A 16,584-nucleotide genomic window follows, 5' to 3' on the forward strand; every position below is an offset into this window, starting at 1 on the left:
ACGCTTTGGGCAATTCTTGGGCCCCTGTGCCCAAGACATTCATGTTGCCAATCACTACCATTAAAAACGGCTTCCCTCGCTATCCCCACGTTGACCACAGGTGAAAACACGATGCAGACTGTCACAACAGCATACAAGCGTCCAAACTCAGGTGAAGACGGCATTGGCACAATTGAGTACATCGGTGTCGCTGTCATTATTGCTGTCATTATCGCCGGCATTATGGCGTTTCCGTACGCCAAGCATCTTGTGCCTGGAACCCAAGCCTCTGTTTGCACCGTGACAACTGGAAACTCAGGTCACAGTTCAGACGGAACGTGCGACGATGACAACCGCACATTCGTCAACGCAAGTGACGCTCAGCCGATCCCAGAAGACACCTCCGGACCGGATGAAGCGGAATCCCCTGACCGCCAAGAGATCATTCGCCGAGCAAAATCCTGGGTAGAACGAGGCGTTCCATACTCGATGGAGGCCTACACAAATGACCCAAACGGAAAGCAGTACCGCACAGACTGCTCAGGTTTCGTCTCAATGGCATGGGGGCTGGATAACAGCTACAGCACGGTGACACTCCCGCAGGTAGCACACCCGATTCCTAAAGATGAGCTTCAGCCAGGAGATATTCTGCTCAAGGGTGGCCCAGGCTCTGAGGGCGCCAACGGACACGTCGTCATTTTCAACGGGTGGACTGACGACTCACACACGTCTTATTACGCACTCGAAGAAGCTGGTGGTGTAGGCGCTACCGCACGTACAATCTCGTACCCCTACGACGGCGACGGATCTTATGTCCCGTTCCGGAAAAACGGACTGTAAACTGCCCCATTCCCCCTCTAACTCTTCAACGCAATAGTTACCCATCCCCGAGTACTCAAGGATCCCCACCATGAGCACGCTACTTTCGCGCACTAAAAAACTGGCCCAAAAGGGTCAAGGAAGCATCGAATACATTGGCATCGCGGTTATTGCGGCCATTGTCATTGCCGGTATCATCGCAACACCTATCGGCTCAATGATGAGCAACGGACTGGGCCGTATCATCTGCCCAATTTTTCATGAAAGCCCATTCAAGGCATCTGCCACAGTAAACTCTGACCCGACACCGGCCCTAGCTGCCACGATTGCTTCCCCTGCACGCGAGGGAGCCGTTGATCTTCTTGCTAACGACTGTCCACTTTTGCCGGAAAACAGTAAATCCAAAGCAGAAGCCAAGAACGCAAAAGGCAAGAGCTCGGACTCCAAGAAGTCTGACAAGAGTTCAGGAAAGAAATCCGGCAATAGCTCGGGCAAGAGTAAGGACTCCGGCAAGAAGAGTGGCTCCAAGGGCGATTCGAAGAAGGACAGCTCCAAGTCAGGCAAGAAGGACGGCCCGGTCAAAGGTGAGGCTGTTGACGTGAGCCCGCAGGGCTTTGACGGTCCTTTTGTCAAAGGCAAGGACGGCTATGTCTACGACGGTGACGGAAACCGTGTCCCGTACTCGAACAAAAAGAGAAGGCCCAGCTACGCTGACGGCCAGGTCGAAGAAGTCTGGAAGCAGTCACGCGACAAGCAACTAGAAGACATCAAGAACGGCGACCTGGAGATGGATGACAACGGTTTCGTCCCTGAGAAGCTTGAAAAAGACGAAATCTATGTCAAAGACATCGATGACAACTGGCGCTCAGTCAAATGGAAACCTGGGCAAAACCGTGGCGGCAAGTGGGACATGGGCCACAAAACAGGGCACGAGTTCCGCAAGACGCACAGCGACTACATGAACGGCAATATCAGTAAAGACGAGTTCCTCAAGGAATACACGGATCCCAATAACTATAAAGTTGAGGACCCCAAACGCAACCAGTCCCACATTGACGAGGATAAGTCCGACCAATAATAACGAGCAGTAAGTGTGGGAGGGTGTGCACACGCAGTGCACACCCTCCCACTTTTCTAGATGCGTAATCGCTTACAACGCTCAGTAACCTTTAGTCTTCAGAAATTCGTCAAGAACGTCGAGCTTGCCAGGGCGACCATCGACATTCATCCGTAGCCACTTCCCGACGGTATTCACGGGGTTCCGTTCGTTGTTCGGCAGGTCCAAGTCCAAATCCGCTGAGCCGAATAGCGCTTCATATACGGGGCGACGCACTTCATCGTCGTCAGCACGGATCACGATCGCCAGACGAAGTACCAAAGCGCCTTGTCCGTTGCGGAAGTTGACGTCCGCGCCACCGTCCACCAGGCGCTTAACCAGTTCACAGTCACCTTCACTCAAGTGGTCATGTCCACCCAATAGCAGTGACAGAGTGTTCTGGCCTTCTTCTACCGCGCACGGGTCAGCACCTTTATCCAGCATGTCACTGCTGATTCGAAAACGTGCATCTGCGTCGCGGTTGATCAAACCGCCCAAAAGCATCGTGGTGGCATCGTTGTTTTCAGCGTCAAAGACTTCACAGAACTCTTCGTATGAACCGTTTCGAGCGACATACAACGGGCTCGCCATTGTGACTCCTTAGGGATGTAGGGGGTATGTACTCTTAACTATAGGGGTGCCCGCCCGCACCACTGCCACCGAGTACCGCCGGTTGATAGACTTCACATGAACTGTGGCGGGTCTTCCGCCTCCCACCTGCATCCAAGGAGCACCATGGGACGTGTAGTCGTCGAGGTCATGCCAAAGCCGGAAATTCTTGACCCCCAGGGCAAGGCAATTTCGCAGAGCCTGGAACGTTCAGGCGTGAGCGGTTTCGATGTTCGTCAGGGAAAGCGCTTCGAACTCACCATCGATGAAGAAATCACCCCACAGGTGTTGGAGCAGGTCAAGCAGGTCGCTCAAGACCTCCTTTCCAACCCAGTCATCGAAGACGTTGTAGGCGTTCACGAAGTCACCGGTGATGCCCAGTGACCACCGATCAGCTCATTGGCGCGCCGGTCTCAACGACCTCGGCACCTGAAGCCCAGGGCCTTCGCGTGGGTGTGGTGACGTTCCCAGGGTCCCTTGACGACCGTGACGCCGCCCGCGCTACCGCGCTTTCCGGCCCCGAGGTCGTCCCACTCTGGCACGCCGACACCTCCTTGGCAACGGTCGACGCGGTAGTCCTACCAGGCGGGTTTTCCTATGGCGACTATCTGCGTTGCGGGGCAATCGCTGCACGTTCGCCCATCATGGAAGCGATCGTCGACGCGGCTAAAGGCGGCCTGCCAGTTCTGGGTATTTGCAACGGTTTCCAGATCTTGTGCGAATCGGGTCTACTTCCCGGCGCGCTGGTGCGTAACGACCACCAGCAGTTCATTTGCCGCGACCAGAAACTGCGGGTAGAAAACGCGAACACCGCGTGGACTACATCCTATGAACAGGGCCAGATCATCACGGTCCCACTCAAGAACGGCGAAGGAAGCTACCAGGCCGACCAGCGTACGCTTGACGAACTTGAAGCTGAAGGTCGGGTTGTGTTCCGCTACGAGGGCTACAACCCCAACGGTTCCCAGCGCGACATCGCGGGTATCACGAACGCTGAAGGTAATGTCGTTGGCCTCATGCCGCACCCCGAACACGCTGTCGAAGCTGGGTTCGGTTCGGCCGTTGGAAGCGACATGGGCGCAGGTGTTGACGGGCAGGGGTTCTTCACCTCGGTCATCGCGCACTTGACGAAGTCGTAAACCGGCGCACCCCGCCCAGGCGTAAACCGGCGCGCTCACCCGGGCGTCAACCAGGAAGGACACCATGAAAGAAAGTCCCGCACTCACCGACCTTGTTGTCTCAGGCGTGTTCATCTCAACGGAAGCTCAATGGGTTTTTGAACGCACTACAGCCAATTCCGAATACGACTGGAACGTGGACTTTTCAGACTCTCCACTCATCGAGCTGTCTGGCGAAAACGGGTTTACCGGCCGTCCCCACATGATCGGGTCGACGGATTCCAACTACGGTACCTTCCGCTGGGGCTGGTCACCGGACAACGACTGGAAAGAACCCGCGGTTGCGCTTTCTCGCACGGTGCGCGAGTACGGTGCTGAACACCAGATTCCAGAACTCACCGACCCCGAGTTCGACACTGACGACGACCAAGCCCTACGCATGGTCATCGCATCGAAAGTCATCACCGGCCACCTGTTCCACGTCCCGCTGACCGTGGGACCGGCGACCGCGTGGCTCATTGTGGATGCCCCGCAGCTTCAGCTGGGTGAACCTGAAATCCGCCCAGTGGTGAAGGCTTTGGCAGCCGGCTTGTCTGTCACCGACATTCCCAACCACCGTACGGCCATCCAAGAGTACGGACGCCTGCGTGGCTTCCACGTCGTTGAGCACGGCGACGGTTTGCGCATGCTGTTGAAAGACGGTTCGGCAGACCTCACCTTCGACTCTCTCAACCGTCTTACGAACTGCCAAGTGGCCCAGCCACTCAGCGATGAGGCTGCGGAGCAACTCAGCGCCGCCGGTGTTGCTGAACCTCAGTTGGTCCGTGTTGAGGTTGAAGACGCACCTCCGGTTGAGCAGTCGCAGGCTCCCACCGCCGAGGTGGCTCCCCAGCCAGAGCCGAGTGTCACCTCGGGCGCGGAAGACTCCGCAGACCAGGTGCTCCCACAGACGGCTGCCGTGGAAGACGAAACCGTTGGGGACGTCCCCGTACAGGAGCCCGCCGCCGAGGTCGTCGAAGAACCGGCTGCGTCCGTGCCAGCAGAGCCCGAACCTGTCACTCAGCGCGAGGCCGAGCCCAAGGAAGAACCTGCGATTAAAGAAGAGCCTGCGCCGGAGCCTGCACCTGAAGCAGAGAAACCGAAGAAGAAAAAGAAGGGCTTCTTTGGCCGACTGTTTGGTCGCTAAAGTCGCGTGATGAAGGGCCGGGGATGCCACTGTGGTGGGCATGCCCGGCCCTCTTAATAGCGTTTGCTTTTATTGAGGGTTGTTACCTTGTCCGCCCTTGTTGAAGCTCGGGGGTTGGGTGTTGGTGCCGTTCACGTGCGGCTGATTCATCTGTGGCTGTGCGGGGTTTGACGGGTGGGCCTGTGGCTGGTTCGCCTGGTGCTGAGGAGCACTGCCGTGCTGTTGCACCTGCGGTGGGTGAACGTGCTGTTGTTGTGGAGGGTTAGCATTGCGTTTCTTGTTGGATGTCACAATCACCACAATGGCAACGACGATGATGACTGCTAGCCCAAAAACAATCCCGAGTGCCAGGATCAGGAATATAGGGAACGACATACTCACGGTGGACTCCTACATAAATTCCTACTGCGTGGTCGAGGTGGCTTGGCCGATCTGTTCGCATGAGTCACAGAACGGGCTCGTTTCAAGTTTCGTACAATTTTCGCACCGATGGAACTGTTTGCGACAACTTTGATTTGCGCAGTTAAGGAAGATGGGCTCGTTCGGCCGTTAGTCCTACAGTCCTACCCCAACTTTTCGACGAACCACACTCGGCTCGTGTCGTGTGGCAAATACTTCACCGGGTGGATCTGGCCTTCTGCGAACTCGTTTTGGTTCCACGTAGTGAAGTTGCGTTCAAGGATTGTGGCCATGCCTTGAGAGGCAGTCAGGAGTTGTTGGCGTAACTGTGGGTCCGGTTTGGTTACTGGGCGGCTACAGTATCCAATCCCGCTTCTACACAGTCATCGCAGAATCGGTGCTCATTACGTTCCGTGCAGTCTTCGCACCGCAAGAACTGCTTGCGGCAGCTTAAGTTTGCGCAGTTCACGAAAATAGGTGTGTGGGTGCCGCAAGCAACGCATGTGCCCAACGACTCAGCTCCGTCACCAAATTCCATGTGCATGCGCTTGTCGAACACATACAGCGATCCATCCCACAGGCCGGAGTTGCCGTAGGTCTCGCCGTAGCGCACGATACCGCCATCGAGTTGGTACACCTCTTCGAAGCCGCGGTTCTTCATAAGAACGCTGAGTACTTCGCAACGGATTCCGCCGGTGCAGTACGTGACGACTGGTTTCTTTTTCAGGTCGTCGTACTTGCCGGATTCGATTTCGGCAATGAAGTCACGCGTGGTTTCAGTGTCGGGCACAATCGCGTTCTTGAACTTTCCGATCTGCGCTTCCATCGCGTTACGCCCGTCGAAGAACACCACGTCGTCTCCGCGTTCTTCGACAAGTTTGTGGAGCTCGCCAGGCTTGAGATGCACTCCCCCACCTTCAACGCCTTTGTCTGTGACCTTGATTTCTTCAGGCCGGGTGAACGTCACCAGTTCTGGGCGCACTTTCACCGACAGACGAGGGAAGTCGTCACCCTGGCCGTTCGACCACTTGATGTCGGCCTTCTTAAATGGCGCGTAGCTTTTGGTGGTCCGCACGTACCGTTTGACGTCGTCGATGTCTCCGCCCAGAGTCGCGTTGATGCCGTCTGGTGAAATGATCACGCGACCTTTGAGGTTGCAGTTTTCAGCCAGGGCAAGTTGCCACAGTTTGACCGCTTCGGGGTCGGCTAGCGGAGTAAAAACATAAAACAGAACAATCTTCGTGACGGACATGCCCCCAATTTTATCGCCTGTGGGTGAAACGATGCGCTCGGCTTAGGCAACCGGGAGACATACCGATCCACGTCCCTAACACGTAGCATAGAAAAAGATCCCCATACTCCCACAGAACTTAGGAACCAGACCCACATGAGGACGCACGTATTCAAGCTCATAGCTCTATCCGCTATCGTCGCTCTACTCAGCTCACTCAGCTCATGCGGAATAGGTAATGCGGGTGAGACAAATGAACCCGACAACTCCAATGAACAGCGGATTTCCGAGGGACGTATTTCAGTTGTCGTCCCCAAAGAATGGTCCAAAAATCCAGACTTTAAACCGACCTTCACTGGTTTCACAACCTCTTGGGCAAATTCTCACGAAGATCCCACTGACATCGTCCGGATGAGTTCGGATCAGGGTCAGGGGCCCAATGCAGAGGCCAATATGGGGTACTTTGAAGCGAACGCAATGTTCAAATCTACACACGGACCAGATTTCAAATTGGGCAATTCAAAAGACCTAGACATCAAGAACGCCACCCAAGCGAAACTCACCACCTGGACAACCATTGACAAGTCTGGTCGCACTGTAAATGGCGCGTGGGTGTTTGTGTCCGCTGACGATGATCCGGCTGTGGGAGGCGTCGAAATCATGGCACTAACACTGACTAAAGACGAAATTAATAACATGGTTGATTCCATCCAGTTCGACCCAACGAAATGACCATGGCGAACTCTATGAGCAGGAACGCCAAATAAGGTCTGAAGAAGCCGAGCAGGAAATGGATTGGCAGACTCTCACCAGATTTAGGGAAGAAACCAGAATGAAAACTCAAGTGTTCAAGCTTTTAGCTTTATCCACGATCATCGCATTGCTGAGCTCGTGCGGGATTAGTGGTTCCAGCGACACTGACGAACCCGCGGAATCACATGGGCAGCGTGTGTCTGAGGGACGTATTTCAGTAGTCATCCCTAAACAATGGTCTAAGAATCCCGATTTCAAACCCACACTCACTGGCTTCACCAGCTCCTGGGCCAACTCACAAGAAGAACCAACAGACATTGTTCGGATGAGCTCCGATCATGAAAAAGGCCCAACAGCTGAAGCAACAATGGGATACTTCGAAACCAATGCGCAGTTCCGGTCGACGTATGGGCGCGAATTCAAACTAGACGAATCCAAAGATCTTGAAATCGCGAACGCCACTGAAGCGAAGCTCTCCACCTGGACAACTAACGAAAAAACAGGCCGTACTTTGCGTGGTGCTTGGGTGTTCGTTTCGACCGAGGGCGATAGCGCGGTGGCTGGCGTCGAAATTATGGCGCTGGAGCTATCGGATGAGGATATGAACGCTATTATTGACTCGATTCAGTTTGACCCAACGAAATGACTATGGACTCATACTTCAAGCGCACCGGCGCGCACCAGTACACGGCCACCCAGCTCACATCGGGCGCGTGGAATGTCGAAGAACAACACATCTCCCCCACCCTGGGTCTGGCCACCCACATCATCGAATCCGACCGCGACGCCAGGCGCGATGACGACCTGGTGATCGGCAGCCTCAAGTTCGACATCCTGGGTGTCGTGCCCATTGGCCCATACGACTTCGACGTACGCGTAATCCGCCCCGGACGCACAATCGAACTCGTCGAAGCCACCCTGAATCACGGCGAGCGCACCATCGTGATCGCCCGCGCCTGGCTCATGAAACCAAGCGACTCCTCCTCCGTAGCCGGGACAGCTCTCAGCCAGCTACCACCTCGGGAGCACATGGAACCCTACTCCCCGCAAATCGACTGGCAGGGCGACTACCTCAAAACCTTCGAAGGTTTCCGCACCCAGCAAGAGCCCGGCCGGGCACAGGTGTGGCAGCGCACCCACGCCGACCTCGTCGACGAACCTTACAGTGCCCTCGCCCGCTCAGCCGGGATGCTCGACGTCGCCAACGGGCTGTCCGTTCGCGAAGACCCAACCCAGGTCGCTTTCCCCAACGTGGACCTGGACATCCACTACTTCCGTGTCCCAGACTTCAGTCATCAGCCCGGTCAACCCTCAGACTGGCAAGGCTACGACGTGACAGTGAGCTTTGGCGACGGCGGGCTGGGACTCACCCACACGTGGGTCCACGACCAACACGGACCGTTCGCCGCCGTCACCCAGTGCCTGACCGTCCGGCCGTAGTCGCCTTACCCCGCCACACTCGCAAGGTGCCGTTACACAACCACACTCGGAACGACCTCGGCGGCGTCCCCAACAACGCCCCTCACCTCCTGCAACAGGTAGACTTCGCAGTAAGACGTATGGACGTGCCTTCAGAAAGGGATCCCTATGGCAAGCGCTGCCGACAAGCGTGTGAAAGAAACAGTTGAATACGCCGCTGCACACCCCGAGGTCGAGCAACCATACGCGGAACTTGGACTGAAAGAAAACGAGTACGAAGAGATCAAGAAGATCCTGGGCCGCCGCCCTACTAGCGCGGAGCTGGCCATGTACTCGGTCATGTGGTCGGAGCACTGCTCGTACAAGTCGTCGAAGGTGCACCTGCGCAAGTTCGGCGAGCAGGTCACTGACGAAATGAAGAAGAACTTGCTCGTGGGCATGGGTGAAAACGCCGGTGTCGTAGACATCGGTGAAGGCTGGGCCGTGACGTTCAAGGTCGAATCCCACAACCACCCGTCCTACGTGGAGCCATACCAGGGTGCCGCCACGGGTGTGGGCGGTATCGTGCGCGACATCATCTCGATGGGTGCTCGCCCGGTTGCCGTCATGGACCAGTTGCGTTTTGGTCAGATCGACCACCCGGACACGGCACGCATGGTGCACGGCGTAGTCAGCGGAATCGGCGGTTACGGTAACTGCTTGGGTCTGCCCAACATTGGTGGCGAAACCATCTTTGACCCGGTCTACCAAGGAAACCCCCTGGTCAACGCGCTCGCTGTGGGTGTCATGAAACACGAAGACATTCGCCTGGCCAACGCTTCCGGCACCGGCAACAAGGTCATACTGTTTGGTGCCCGTACGGGTGGCGACGGAATCGGTGGCGCTTCGATCCTGGCGTCTGAGTCCTTTGACGACACCAAACCGTCCAAGCGACCTGCCGTCCAGGTGGGTGACCCGTTTGCTGAAAAGGTCCTCATCGAATGCTGTCTCGAACTGTTCCAGGCCCAGGTAGTCGAAGGTATCCAGGACCTGGGTGCCGCCGGCATTTCGTGTGCCACGTCTGAGCTTGCGTCCAACGGTGACGGTGGAATGCACATCGCCCTGGACGACGTTCTGTTGCGCGACCCCACGCTCACCCCTGAAGAAATCCTCATGAGCGAATCGCAGGAACGCATGATGGCGGTTGTCACGCCAGAAAACCTGCAGCGCTTCGAAGAAATCGCGCAGAAGTGGGAAGTCGAGTATTCGATCCTGGGTGAGGTCACGGACACCGGTCGCCTGGTCATCGAGTGGCACGGCGACGTGATTGTGGATGTGCCACCGCGCTCTGTCGCCCACGACGGGCCGGTGTATGAGCGTCCGTATCAGGAGCCTTCATGGACCGCCGAGGTGCGCGCGGATTCCGTACGTTCCGCCGGCTTGTCGTACCCAACGGGTGGCTCCGAACTGGGCAACACAGTAATCGAGATGGCCAAGTCGCCTAACCTGTCCAGCCGCGATTGGATCACCAAGCAGTACGACAAGTACGTGCAGGGGAACACGGCCATGGCCTTCCCCGACGACGCTGGCGTGATTCGCGTGAACGAAGAAACCGGCTTGGGCATTGCCCTGGCAACGGATGCTAACGGCCGGTACTGCTACCTTGACCCCGCCCGAGGCGCCGCCCTGGCTCTCGCAGAAGCTCACCGTAACGTGGCAACGGCTGGCGCACAGCCTCTGGCCGTGACTGACTGTTTGAACTTCGGGTCACCTGAAGACCCTGAGATCATGTGGCAGTTTGTGCAGGCCGTCGAAGGGCTTGCAACTGCGTGTAAAGACCTGGGGATCCCCGTCACCGGCGGTAACGTCAGCTTGTACAACCAGACTGGCGCGGTAGCGATTCACCCGACGCCCGTTGTGGGTGTTTTGGGTGTGTTTGACGATGTTTCACGACGCACCCCGTCTGGGTTCCGCGAAGCTGGCCAGACTATCTACTTGCTGGGTACTACGTATGACGAACTTGACGGTTCCGCGTGGGCCGATGTCATGCACAACCACTTGGGTGGTGTCCCACCGGAGTACCGCCCAGAGCAAGAGAAAGAACTGGCTCAGATCCTCATCAATGCCTCACGCGACGGCATGATCGACACGGCTCACGACCTTTCGGAAGGTGGTCTGTCGCAGGCGCTTGTCGAAGCGTGTGTGCGCTTTGGCATGGGTGCTCGCGTGTGGCTTGACGAAGTGTGTGAACGTGACGGTATCGACCTGTTCACTGCGCTTTTCTCCGAGTCGACTGCGCGCGCTATCGTGGCAGTTCCACGCTCCGAAGAGGTCCGTTTCAAGGACATGTGTACTGCACGCGGTTTTGCGTTTGCACGCATCGGAATGACTGATGCGGGCGAAAACGACACCCCTTCATTGGAGCTGGTGGACCACTTCTCCTTGCCGCTGGATGAACTGGCCAGTGCGCACGGCGGGACTCTGCCACTCCTCTTCGACTAGAACAGAGTGAGCTAGCCACCGGGCTAGCTCACTTACCGTCACTACCATCCAATTCTGTCAGATATCGAAAATCCACGATCGCTGTCTGTGGTGGGCATTCCCACTGTCATATGGCGCCCAACCAGAACCACGCCGGTGAAAACCACGACGGTGAGAACGAGTTCTAGCACGGGACTCACAATCATACCGGCTGACGATCGAGTTACTAAGGCCACCAGAGCTCCCGCGAGCCCTGCCAGACCAGACAGCACTGGTTTGGCAATCGAGGCTACGAGTGCCACTGCGAACATCCACGGAGCATAGGACGCCGCAACGACCCACGCGCTCATCATCAAGAAGAAGGGCAGGACTAAGGACATGACTCCAGCAACGGGTAAGAGCATCATAAGCAGTGTGGAGTTAGTGTCAAGCGAATCATCAGTAAGAACAAAAGGAACTAACAACGAAACGGCCTGCGCAACAACAGCCAGAACTATAGATACGATTTGTCGCACTGGTTTGCCCCAGGCCAGAACGATGAGCGCCGCGACTCCAGGAATGAGCGATACTAGGGTGGCCACGACATTCACTGGCACGGAGGCTTCAAACGCGTTCTGACGTGGAACAACACCTACAACCGCAAGCGTCGACGCTACCGACTTCACCACGAAACTTGCGACAAATAGTAGGTACGGGACCGCGATTGGTACTGGCGAGCGCATCAACTCACATCCTTAACTCCTGCTAGCCCCAGCGTGTCTAGCACCCAGGCATATTCGAATGCCCGGTCTTTCCACGTGCTGTATCGGCCAGATGCGCCACCGTGACCGGCCACCATTTCGGTCTTCATGATGACGTCCGCCCCAACCTCACGCAGGCGTGCCACCCACTTGGCTGGTTCTACATAGAGCACACGCGTGTCGTTCAAGCTGGTGATGGCCAGGATCTTGGGGTACTGGTGCTCCCCCACATTTTCGTATGGCGCGTACGACTTCATGTACGCATACACTTCGGGGTCGTGCAGCGGGTCTCCCCATTCTTCCCACTCGATCACCGTCAGTGGCAGTTCCGGCATCAGAACCGAGGTGAGCGGGTCCACGAACGGCACCAGCGCACAGATCCCGGCGTACTGTTCCGGGGCATCGTTCGCAATGACTCCCATGAGCAGTCCTCCGGCAGAGCCACCCAGCGCCACGGTTGTTTCCGGTGCGCTCACACCTGTTGCGTGCAAATGTTTGGTTGCCGCGATGAAGTCGCTAAACGTATTTTTCTTGGCCAGCATTTTGCCGTTGTCGTACCAGTGGCGGCCCATTTCGCCGCCACCGCGCACGTGCGCAACTGCCCACACCACGCCGCGTTCCATCACGCTGAGGCGGCTGACAAAGAAGTTGGGGTCAGCGGATACTTCGTAGCTTCCGTATCCGTAGATGACCATGGGGGCCGAGGTCGTCCCCACCCCGTCTGTCCCCGGGGCCCATCCTGTGGGCACCTTCAGCGCGTTCCATGCGAGAGACACCGGGATCTTTTCGCCGTCTTCGGCCGTTGCCCACACGAGTGCCTGGCGGTACTGGCTGAAGTCGATACCGCCCAGCACTTCCTGTTGCTTAAGAACCGTTTTCTCGCCTGTTCGGGTGTCCAGCTGGAACAGGGTGGGTGGGGTGATGAACGATTCGTAGCTCAAGCGCAAGGTCGGTTGCGCGAATTCGGGGTTGGCCCCGGTTTCCATGGTCCCAATGGGTTCGTCGGCTTCGACCTCTTTCAGCTGACCTACGCCAGGGATGGGTCCCTGCCCGGTGTCTGGCACCTCGGCGATTTCCATGACCCCCACCCGCGCGAACCCGCCGGACCTGTACGTCACCGCCAGGAAGTCTTCGAACGCCTCCACGTGTTCGACCCGCATGCCGTCCGTGGGTGGGATGAGGGGTTCCGAGGCGGCGAGCACCGACTGCGTGTCAGACGCGTTCAGATCGACAGGCACCACAACGGCTTCCGAGTCCGGGGTGTTGCGATCGTGCACAATGACGAACCGGTCCTTGCCTGCGATCACCGCGTGGTCGACCGCGTAGGACACGCCGTCTTCGCGGTCCCACACAGAGCGTGGCTGGGCCTGAAGGTTGGACACGGGGATCACCCACGCACTGGACGTGAGTTTCGAGCCGGCCACGATCATCAGGTATTCGTGTGACCGAGTGAAGCCTGCGCCCACAAAGAATCGTTCGTCGGGTTCGTGGAAAATTTTCTGAGGCTCAGTTTCAGAACCGATCTCGTAACGCCACACGGTGTCTGGCCGCCACGCTTCGTCGACCGTGGTGTAGAAGATGTAGTTTCCAGTGGGGTCGATGAACGCGCCGGCGAACGTGTTTTCGATCGTGTCGTCCAGGTCTTCACCGGTGTGTACGTCGCGGACCTTCACGGTGTAGCGTTCGTCCCCGGTGTAGTCGGCGGACCACACCAGCAGTTTGCCCGCTTCGTCCAGGCTAAACGCGCCCAGGGAGAAGAATTCGTGGCCGTTGGCCTCAGCGTTGAGGTCCAGAACGACTTCTTCGTTTTCGCCCGGTTCGTCGTCAACCCGAGGTGGCACCCATGCGTCGGGGTGGTCCAGCGGCAGGGCGGGTACCCGGCTCATGACTGGGTAGTCTTTGCCTTCGAATGTGCGGGTGAGCATCCAGAAGTTGCCCCGGCGAACCGGCACCGACATGTCGGATTCCTTGGTGCGCGTTTTGATCTCGTTAAAGATGTCGTCTCGCAGGCTGTCCAGGTGCGCGGTGCGTGCTTGGGTGTACGCGTTTTCGGCTTCGATGTGGGTGATGACGTCTGGGTTGTCTTTGTCGCGCATCCATTCGTATGAGTCGACAAACGTGTCGCCGTGGTGGGTGCGTTCAGAGGGAACTTTTTTCGCTACAGGCGGTGTCATTTCCGAGGTCATGGAACCAGACTACCCGCGTCACCTCATCTGTGAAGTGAAACACGGTTTTAGCGGTGTCCGGGTTTAGCGGTGCCCGGGTTTGAGCGCGACCCACAAACCTTCGACGGTTGTACACACGGTGTTGTCCCATACGAGTTCGCCACGCACGAAAATTTTGCGACCGTCCACTTTTTCGATCCACCCGCGCATGGTGAGGTCCACATCGACGGGTGTTGGGGCACGGAACTCGGTTTTGATGTAGGCGGTGCGCGAATAGGGCTGGTCGCTGGCCATAATCATGTACCCCAGCCCTTCGTCGAATGCCAGAGCTTGCGCTCCTCCGTGAACCACACGGTTCGCACCCAGGTAGAACGCGCCAAACCTCAAGTGAACGGAAAACACCCCGTCGTCATCTTTGTGTGCCTGCGTGAACTTTGGGAGTAGCGCCTGGCCGCGCTGTTTGTCCGACCGGCTCACACGCCACAGGCGGTGCAGTTCATCGGCTTCGTATTGTTCTGCGCTCTGATTGATTGCGCGCAGGTGTTCGGTGATCTGGCGAATCTGGTCCACAGGCGGATTCGCACGCGCAATGAGATCCTGTGTGCGCACGAACTCGTGGATCATGTCCGACCACGCTGCCACTTGCTCAGGATCGCGTTTGACCTTTTTCAGTGCTTCAAGTGCTTCAAACGCGTCCATTTCAGACAGTGCCATCGTGTTCCCTTCACAGTCACGCCGGTGTGGAGCCACCGGCGAACACCCTCATGTGGGGTGCGTCACACCGATGGCGGTACGGCGATCCTAGTCGAGAAGTTCGTGTCGAACGATCGATTGTTCGCGATCCGGACCCACACCAATCACGCTGATACGGCAACCCGACATCTTTTCCAACGCAAGCACGTAGTTCTGCGCATTTTCGGGCAGGTCCTCGAAGTTGCGCACACCCGAAATGTCTTCCTTCCAGCCGGGGAAGGTTTCAAAAATGGGCTTCGCGTGGTGGAAGTCGGACTGGTTGTCTGGCATTTCGTCAAAGCGTTCGCCGTCCACGTCGTAGGCCACGCACACAGGGATTTCGTCCAACCCGTCGAGCACGTCCAGTTTGGTGAGTACGTAGTCGGTGAATCCGTTAACGCGCGCTGCGTAGCGGGCAATGACGGCGTCGTACCACCCACACCGCCGAGGTCGTCCCGTGTTGACGCCGAACTCGCCTCCCGTTTTTTGGAGGTAGATTCCCATGTCGTCGAAAAGTTCCGTGGGGAACGGCCCGGCACCCACGCGAGTGGTGTAGGCCTTCACGATTCCGATCACGCGAGAGATACGGGTGGGTCCTACACCGGCACCGACGACAGCACCTCCGGCACTGGGGTTGGAGGAGGTGACGAACGGGTAGGTTCCGTGGTCGACATCGAGCATGGTGGCTTGGCCACCTTCCATGACGACCACGTTACCTTCGTCGAGTGCCTGGTTGAGCAGAAGCGACGTGTCGCATACGTAGGGGCGTAGGCGTTCTGCGTAGCTGAGGAAGTATTCGACTGTTTCTTCAACTTCGACTGCTCGGCGGTTGTAAACCTTGACCAGGAGTTCGTTCTTCTGGTCCAGCGCGCCTTCGATCTTTTGGCGCAGAATCGATTCGTCGAAAATGTCTTGGACGCGAATACCCAAGCGCGCCACTTTGTCGGAGTACGTGGGCCCGATTCCGCGTCCCGTGGTCCCGATTGCGCGCTTGCCTAAGAAGCGTTCGGTGACCCGGTCGAGCACCTGGTGGTAGGGCGCTACAAGGTGGGCGTTGGACGAGATTTTCAGCTTCGACGTGTCCGCTCCACGGCTTTCGAGCATGTCGATTTCTTGGAACAGTGCTTCCAAGTTCACGACCACACCGTTACCAATCACGGGCACGACGTTTGGTGAGAGGATCCCTGCGGGCAAGAGCTTGAGTTCGTACTTTTCGCCCCCGACAACCACCGTGTGGCCCGCGTTGTTTCCTCCGTTTGGTTTCACCACGTAGTCAACGCGGGTTCCCAGAATGTCTGTGGTCTTTCCTTTTCCTTCGTCGCCCCATTGAGCGCCTACGACCACGAGTGCTGGCATGAGTGTTCCTCCACACGAGAAAATACGTCCAGATTAAGTGTATCGACCCGGGTGAGGGCCTAGTTTCCGGCCTCGATCTCAGCCAGAGCTTCAGAGTCTGATTCGCGCAGGAATTTCTCTACACGCTGTGCTTCTTCTGCCTCACCGATCCCAGCTGCCGCACGCCCCAGAGCGTAGAGCGAACGCAGGAATCCACGGTTGGTTTCGTGACTCCACGGGATGGGTCCCGCACCGCGCCAACCGGCTGCGCGGAGGGCGTCGAGTCCGCGGTGGTAGCCCACTCGAGCGTATGCGTAGGAGTCCACCAGGCGTCCCTCGTCGAAGGCTTCATTAGCCAAGAGCGCCCACGCAAGGCAGCTCGCCGGGTGGTCTTTAGCAATGTCCAGGGGTTCGTGCCCAGCTTCGACCAGCTGAGCGACTTCCGTGTCTGGGTGGTCCTCTGGGAGGTAGGTGGGCTGTGGACCCAGTTGTTGTGCGTCTAGGTTGCCAATGCGTACGGGTTTTCCAATGGGCTGGTTCATT

Annotated in this window: 18 protein-coding genes; 9 read left to right on the forward strand and 9 right to left on the reverse strand. The window is 57.4% G+C overall.

The annotated features are described in order from the left end of the window. Positions 1–111 precede the first annotated feature (111 nt). The gene (locus JOE56_RS04505) at positions 112–819 is read left to right on the forward strand and encodes an NlpC/P60 family protein (protein ID WP_204515014.1); all 708 of its coding nucleotides are present in this window, start codon (positions 112–114) and stop codon (positions 817–819) included. 70 nt (positions 820–889) lie between these two features. Next, positions 890–1,876, forward strand: coding sequence for an HNH/ENDO VII family nuclease (locus JOE56_RS04510; protein ID WP_204515015.1), 987 nt, complete (start codon positions 890–892; stop codon positions 1,874–1,876). A gap of 81 nt (positions 1,877–1,957) precedes the next feature. On the opposite strand, the gene JOE56_RS04515 is transcribed toward JOE56_RS04510, so the two are convergent. Continuing rightward, positions 1,958–2,485: a hypothetical protein gene (locus tag JOE56_RS04515; protein ID WP_204515016.1), complete on the reverse strand. Its 528-nt coding sequence runs from the start codon at positions 2,483–2,485 to the stop codon at positions 1,958–1,960. 144 nt (positions 2,486–2,629) lie between these two features. On the opposite strand from JOE56_RS04515, the gene purS reads away from it, so the two are divergent. From purS to JOE56_RS04530, 3 genes are all read left to right on the forward strand, one after another. After that, the gene (gene purS / locus JOE56_RS04520; RefSeq protein WP_204515017.1) at positions 2,630–2,887 is read left to right on the forward strand and encodes a phosphoribosylformylglycinamidine synthase subunit PurS; all 258 of its coding nucleotides are present in this window, start codon (positions 2,630–2,632) and stop codon (positions 2,885–2,887) included. Beyond that, on the forward strand, positions 2,884–3,642 hold the full coding sequence (purQ, locus tag JOE56_RS04525) for a phosphoribosylformylglycinamidine synthase subunit PurQ (RefSeq protein WP_204515018.1): 759 nt from the start codon (positions 2,884–2,886) through the stop codon (positions 3,640–3,642). The genes purS and purQ overlap by 4 nt, the downstream gene beginning before the upstream one ends. Before the next feature lie 64 nt (positions 3,643–3,706). Further along, positions 3,707–4,807 carry a DUF6882 domain-containing protein gene (locus JOE56_RS04530; protein ID WP_204515019.1) on the forward strand — a complete coding sequence of 367 codons (1,101 nt, stop codon included), beginning with the start codon at positions 3,707–3,709 and terminating at the stop codon, positions 4,805–4,807. Between the two features lie 69 nt (positions 4,808–4,876). Here the strand turns inward: JOE56_RS04530 and JOE56_RS04535 are convergent, their stop codons facing one another. The 3 genes from JOE56_RS04535 to trhO all read right to left on the reverse strand — a co-directional run bounded on the left by JOE56_RS04535 (position 4,877) and on the right by trhO (position 6,458). After that, positions 4,877–5,188 carry a hypothetical protein gene (locus JOE56_RS04535; protein ID WP_204515020.1) on the reverse strand — a complete coding sequence of 104 codons (312 nt, stop codon included), beginning with the start codon at positions 5,186–5,188 and terminating at the stop codon, positions 4,877–4,879. 182 nt (positions 5,189–5,370) lie between these two features. Next, a complete protein-coding gene (locus tag JOE56_RS11435; RefSeq protein ID WP_275577205.1) occupies positions 5,371–5,499 on the reverse strand; it encodes a hypothetical protein in 129 nt (42 codons plus the stop codon). Between the two features lie 50 nt (positions 5,500–5,549). After that, positions 5,550–6,458, reverse strand: a complete 909-nt coding sequence (gene trhO / locus JOE56_RS04540; RefSeq protein WP_204515021.1) for an oxygen-dependent tRNA uridine(34) hydroxylase TrhO — start codon at positions 6,456–6,458, stop codon at positions 5,550–5,552. 135 nt (positions 6,459–6,593) lie between these two features. Between trhO and JOE56_RS04545 the strand changes: the two genes are divergently transcribed. The 4 genes from JOE56_RS04545 to purL all read left to right on the forward strand — a co-directional run bounded on the left by JOE56_RS04545 (position 6,594) and on the right by purL (position 11,090). Continuing rightward, a complete protein-coding gene (locus JOE56_RS04545; RefSeq protein ID WP_204515022.1) occupies positions 6,594–7,169 on the forward strand; it encodes a hypothetical protein in 576 nt (191 codons plus the stop codon). Positions 7,170–7,269: 100 nt separating this feature from the next. After that, positions 7,270–7,836, forward strand: a complete 567-nt coding sequence (locus tag JOE56_RS04550; RefSeq protein ID WP_239530369.1) for a hypothetical protein — start codon at positions 7,270–7,272, stop codon at positions 7,834–7,836. Positions 7,837–7,838: 2 nt separating this feature from the next. Beyond that, complete coding sequence (locus JOE56_RS04555) at positions 7,839–8,630, forward strand: thioesterase family protein (protein WP_338028622.1); 792 nt, start codon at positions 7,839–7,841, stop codon at positions 8,628–8,630. 147 nt (positions 8,631–8,777) lie between these two features. Beyond that, entirely contained in the window at positions 8,778–11,090 is a 2,313-nt protein-coding gene (purL, locus tag JOE56_RS04560) for a phosphoribosylformylglycinamidine synthase subunit PurL (protein WP_204515025.1), read from the forward strand. A 41-nt stretch (positions 11,091–11,131) separates the two neighbouring features. Here the strand turns inward: purL and JOE56_RS04565 are convergent, their stop codons facing one another. The 5 genes from JOE56_RS04565 to JOE56_RS04585 form a co-directional block, all read right to left on the reverse strand. Next, a complete protein-coding gene (locus JOE56_RS04565) occupies positions 11,132–11,791 on the reverse strand; it encodes a hypothetical protein (protein WP_204515026.1) in 660 nt (219 codons plus the stop codon). Next, positions 11,791–13,995, reverse strand: coding sequence for a S9 family peptidase (locus JOE56_RS04570; protein WP_204515027.1), 2,205 nt, complete (start codon positions 13,993–13,995; stop codon positions 11,791–11,793). The genes JOE56_RS04565 and JOE56_RS04570 overlap by 1 nt, the downstream gene beginning before the upstream one ends. A gap of 63 nt (positions 13,996–14,058) precedes the next feature. Next, positions 14,059–14,688, reverse strand: coding sequence for a PaaI family thioesterase (locus tag JOE56_RS04575; RefSeq protein ID WP_204515028.1), 630 nt, complete (start codon positions 14,686–14,688; stop codon positions 14,059–14,061). 87 nt (positions 14,689–14,775) lie between these two features. After that, positions 14,776–16,062: an adenylosuccinate synthase gene (locus tag JOE56_RS04580; RefSeq protein WP_204515029.1), complete on the reverse strand. Its 1,287-nt coding sequence runs from the start codon at positions 16,060–16,062 to the stop codon at positions 14,776–14,778. 59 nt (positions 16,063–16,121) lie between these two features. Beyond that, the gene (locus tag JOE56_RS04585) at positions 16,122–16,583 is read right to left on the reverse strand and encodes a DUF3151 domain-containing protein (protein ID WP_204515030.1); all 462 of its coding nucleotides are present in this window, start codon (positions 16,581–16,583) and stop codon (positions 16,122–16,124) included. Between the last annotated feature and the right edge of the window lies 1 nt (position 16,584).

It is taken from the genome of Brevibacterium paucivorans (assembly GCF_016907735.1).
Lineage (GTDB): Bacteria > Actinomycetota > Actinomycetes > Actinomycetales > Brevibacteriaceae > Brevibacterium > Brevibacterium paucivorans.

What these genes read in the sequence shown, in the direction of transcription:
- JOE56_RS04505 (WP_204515014.1), top strand. Translation starts at nt 112, where the DNA reads ATGCAGACTGTCACAACAGCATACAAGCGTCCAAACTCAGGTGAAGAC.
- JOE56_RS04510 (WP_204515015.1), top strand. Translation starts at nt 890, where the DNA reads ATGAGCACGCTACTTTCGCGCACTAAAAAACTGGCCCAAAAGGGTCAA.
- JOE56_RS04515 (WP_204515016.1), bottom strand. Translation starts at nt 2,485, where the DNA reads ATGGCGAGCCCGTTGTATGTCGCTCGAAACGGTTCATACGAAGAGTTC.
- purS (WP_204515017.1), top strand. Translation starts at nt 2,630, where the DNA reads ATGGGACGTGTAGTCGTCGAGGTCATGCCAAAGCCGGAAATTCTTGAC.
- JOE56_RS04530 (WP_204515019.1), top strand. Translation starts at nt 3,707, where the DNA reads ATGAAAGAAAGTCCCGCACTCACCGACCTTGTTGTCTCAGGCGTGTTC.
- JOE56_RS11435 (WP_275577205.1), bottom strand. Translation starts at nt 5,499, where the DNA reads ATGGCCACAATCCTTGAACGCAACTTCACTACGTGGAACCAAAACGAG.
- trhO (WP_204515021.1), bottom strand. Translation starts at nt 6,458, where the DNA reads ATGTCCGTCACGAAGATTGTTCTGTTTTATGTTTTTACTCCGCTAGCC.
- JOE56_RS04545 (WP_204515022.1), top strand. Translation starts at nt 6,594, where the DNA reads ATGAGGACGCACGTATTCAAGCTCATAGCTCTATCCGCTATCGTCGCT.
- JOE56_RS04550 (WP_239530369.1), top strand. Translation starts at nt 7,270, where the DNA reads ATGAAAACTCAAGTGTTCAAGCTTTTAGCTTTATCCACGATCATCGCA.
- JOE56_RS04555 (WP_338028622.1), top strand. Translation starts at nt 7,839, where the DNA reads ATGGACTCATACTTCAAGCGCACCGGCGCGCACCAGTACACGGCCACC.
- purL (WP_204515025.1), top strand. Translation starts at nt 8,778, where the DNA reads ATGGCAAGCGCTGCCGACAAGCGTGTGAAAGAAACAGTTGAATACGCC.
- JOE56_RS04565 (WP_204515026.1), bottom strand. Translation starts at nt 11,791, where the DNA reads ATGCGCTCGCCAGTACCAATCGCGGTCCCGTACCTACTATTTGTCGCA.
- JOE56_RS04570 (WP_204515027.1), bottom strand. Translation starts at nt 13,995, where the DNA reads ATGACCTCGGAAATGACACCGCCTGTAGCGAAAAAAGTTCCCTCTGAA.
- JOE56_RS04575 (WP_204515028.1), bottom strand. Translation starts at nt 14,688, where the DNA reads ATGGCACTGTCTGAAATGGACGCGTTTGAAGCACTTGAAGCACTGAAA.
- JOE56_RS04580 (WP_204515029.1), bottom strand. Translation starts at nt 16,062, where the DNA reads ATGCCAGCACTCGTGGTCGTAGGCGCTCAATGGGGCGACGAAGGAAAA.
- JOE56_RS04585 (WP_204515030.1), bottom strand. Translation starts at nt 16,583, where the DNA reads ATGAACCAGCCCATTGGAAAACCCGTACGCATTGGCAACCTAGACGCA.